This is a genomic window from Pseudovibrio sp. POLY-S9 (assembly GCF_001431305.1).
In the GTDB taxonomy this organism is placed as follows: Bacteria; Pseudomonadota; Alphaproteobacteria; order Rhizobiales; family Stappiaceae; genus Pseudovibrio.
The window spans coordinates 222562-225180 of the sequence record NZ_LCWX01000166.1; the positions used below are offsets into that span (position 1 = coordinate 222562).

A 2619-nucleotide genomic window follows, 5' to 3' on the forward strand; every position below is an offset into this window, starting at 1 on the left:
GCTGTAAGTGGTGGAGCCACTGCCAGCTTCCTCAGCCACGGCTTGCGGCTGGCTACCCTGATGCGAGACGGTGAGCAAATGATACTTGATGTTGTAATCGCTGTTCGGGTGGTCCGTGAGCGCAAACTGATGACCGGCCATCAGGTGGATAGCATTGGTCGCCCCATGACCTGTGGTTGCTTCTACACGTGCTGCCTCCAGCCGGTGTTTTGTGAACGGCTTGCCAACACCATCGGCCTTGTAGCGCCCCGGATATTCATAGAGTGCATAGTCTCCGGCAGAGCCGTTGTCTTCACCGCGCTGATGGGCGTGTTGCTGGTTGTAAGGCGGGTTCTTGAACGAATAATCGCGCTGCATGAAGCTGGTTGCTCGCAGCTGCTCGCGCAGGACAAAGTTGTTGCAATAAACGCCTTTGACAGCCCCACCCGCCATGGCGTTGTACTCCAGATTAGGCTGGTCTGGGAGCTGCGAGACAATCTGCGGGTTATCAATAAACTGCAGCGTATGCTGGCCGTTGGCACTATGTGTGAAGTAGTACCAGATACCTTCTTCTGCGGTGATGCGATCTAAAAAGCTTAAGTGACTTTCCCGGTACTGCACGCAGTATTCGCGGGCCTCATGAGGCTCGGTCAGATCCCACTTCACATCCTCTACGCCGTGCTCCTTGAGCAGGATTTTGACGATCTCGGGCACGCTTTTTTTCTGAAAGATCCGGCAGTCAGAGCCGTGGGCTAAACGGTGCAGGCTGGGCAGCAGGGTGAGCGAATAACTGGTGCGATGATGGCCTTCATTACCCCGGGCAATCTCGGCGATCACTCCGGAGAGATGGCGCAGACCCTCGTATTTATGATGAATGGTCAGCGTTGCGGGCGTATCCAGCAGGCTATGCAAGTCCAGCGCGTTGTCGGGACTGGCAAGCTCAATCTGGATCTGCGTGAGCCCATTGAGACGCTCTGTTGCTGAGAACCCGGTGACCAGTAACTCCGCGTTGGGCTGCGCAGGCGCTGCAAAGGTGAAGGCCAGATCTTGTTGTTGAAAGAGCTGCGGGATTTGGACAATAGCATTCATAACAAACTCACTGGCAAAGGAAAAAACAAAGGAATCATAAGAATTAAGAGTGATCTGGCGGATTGAGTTGGTGCATCACCATTGGCGGCGGATAGGGTTTGGAGTGCCATGCATCAGCGGGACATAAAGTGTCCGGACGCGCATAGGTATGGAAGGATTTTGCCGGTGCGAAGAACTCGTTCTGGCAAAGTAGGTATCCTTCGTCTTGCGCTCTTTGCCCAATTGATTGCGCCCATAGATTGCCGGCGATAGCAAAGATCAGGAGCGATCCGAAAATAAGAATGAGATATGTTTTGACAGACCATTGCAGCCGTTGATGGCCCCAGGGCGTAAAGACAAAATGAGCGATGGGGATTGCAACAGATCCAAGCGCTAAAGCCTGGATCCCATGAGCAATTTCAAAGTTATCTTGCCGGAGTTCAATGACTTGCTGCGCATAAAGAAAGTCAGAGACCGTACTCCACACCAAAAACACCATCAATAGATCAAGTGCGGCAGCAAACCCGTGTGCTCTGCGCGGATCCCGGCCAATCCACTGGCCAAATTGAATGGTCTTATCGATGTACCAGTTGATCATCATCACCGCCTGTAGATCTGGTTGTAAAGATCAGGTCCACCCAAATGCCAGATGGTCTCGCGTTCCAGATCATAGAAAAACCGATTGCTGCGGCGTTCAAGCTCTTCCACCTTCTGGCGCATGGAAACTTGTGCTTCACGAATAACTTGACCGGTTTTCTGAAGGCCGCGCGCAACCGCCTCACCAGTCCAGCGCAGGGCAGCAGACAGTTTTTCTCGCAGGCCAAACATCTTGTCCAGTTGTCCAAGCGCCATGCCAACAGCCATACCAACAACAATGGCACCAGCCGTAATGGCAAGGGCAGGAATAGCAACTGTCGTAATCGCACCTGCCAGAAGCGCGCCAGCAGCTGCTGCGGCCATACCAGCCCCAATGGCGACAGCCCCGATCGCCACATCGACAATGATGTTGGCAAACAGTTCACTGTAAAGCTGTGTATCGCTCATGATGAACTGCATGATATCCAGAGCCACATAACAGGTGATCATGATCACCGCGTTCGCCCGGCCACCTGCCCGAATGGCTTCTGGTCCAATTCCAAAAGCAACAACCTTTGGAGAGGACGACAGATACCGTGTCCCCTTAAGAACCTCGCGCACGGCAGGATAACCCTTGAAGATCACGTAGGTCTTGCCATTGGCTATCTTTGTGTAATAACGCCCCTTAATACCGATCTCTTTCAAAAGCTGATGTCCAGACCGGCTGTCCAACAATGTGCCGGGCAAGGTGGCTAGATCTAAAGCACCGCCGGTCATAAGCGCCATGCCTTGATGGGCATCCACGATCGCCTGAGCAAACGCCTCAAGAGAGACCGCGATTGCCTCATCCTGAACTGGATTTACATCATGAGCTGCGCTGTGCTGCTGCGCCAGTCTCTGTTCCGCCAGCGGGTAGACCATCAGAATATCTCCTTGTGCGGCTGTTCCCCGGGCTTGACCATCAAGCGATGGCCGGGAAACTGATCCAGAAAGCCC

3 protein-coding genes are annotated in these 2619 nt (G+C 53.5%); all 3 read right to left on the minus strand.

Annotated elements, in window-relative coordinates; genetic code table 11:
* A partial coding sequence (gene tssI, locus PPL9_RS33405) for a type VI secretion system tip protein TssI/VgrG (RefSeq protein WP_208989436.1) occupies window positions 1–1068 on the minus strand: 1068 nt, incomplete at its 3' end.
* A 43-nt stretch (window positions 1069–1111) separates the two neighbouring features.
* Window positions 1112–1645, minus strand: a complete 534-nt coding sequence (locus PPL9_RS17165) for a hypothetical protein (protein WP_152986721.1) — start codon at window positions 1643–1645, stop codon at window positions 1112–1114.
* 2 nt (window positions 1646–1647) lie between these two features.
* Window positions 1648–2619, minus strand: a 972-nt coding sequence (locus PPL9_RS17170; protein ID WP_208989437.1) for a hypothetical protein, incomplete at its 5' end; no start/stop codon positions are given.